Source organism: Streptomyces sp. AC627_RSS907, from assembly GCF_019049165.1.
This window is the reverse complement of the sequence record NZ_JAGMUE010000371.1, coordinates 1-557: the sequence shown is the minus strand read 5'-3', so window position 1 is coordinate 557 and position 557 is coordinate 1. Positions and strand designations below refer to the sequence as shown.

The 557-nt window shown below is 72.2% G+C and carries 1 protein-coding gene; it reads right to left on the bottom strand.

The features are described 5' to 3' along the window. Positions 1-503, bottom strand: a 503-nt coding sequence (locus KUM32_RS35940) for an AMP-binding protein (protein WP_308408810.1), incomplete at its 3' end; no start/stop codon positions are given. Between the last annotated feature and the right edge of the window lie 54 nt (positions 504-557).

Sequence of the window (557 nt, the reverse complement as noted above, 5' to 3'; positions counted from 1 at the left end):
TTGTTGGCCAGGACGGGGAAGCGGATGCGCTCCATCCGGGCCACGCCGCCGAGCAGCGAGTTGCCGGAGTGGACGACGAGCTTGGGCACGCCGGTGGTGCCGGAGCTGTGCATGATCAGCATGGACTCGTGCGGGGCGCGCAGCCGGGTCGGCGGGGCGTCGGCGCCGTCGAGGTCGCTCAGCGTCAGCGCGTCCTTGGGGGCGCCGTCGCCCAGTTCACCGAGGACGATCACCTTGGTGCCCGGGTCGCTCAGCTCGATGCCCGCCCGGGCGGCGGCGGCCAGCGCGGTGGGCGAGACCACCAGGACCGAGGGCTTCAGCTTGGCGATCATCGCGCGGTGGTTCTCCGGGGTGTTGGCCCCGGCGATCGTCGCGGGTATCGCCCCGAAGCGCGCCGCCGCCGCGGCGGCCAGCGTCATGTCCAGGTGATTGTCCTTGACAATGGCCACCCGATCGCCCGCGCGGGCCCCCGCGGCATAAAGCCGGGCGGAGAAGTCCCGCACCGTGTGGGCGAGTTGTCCGGCGTCAAAACGCGTGCCCTGATCGGGGGCTATGTC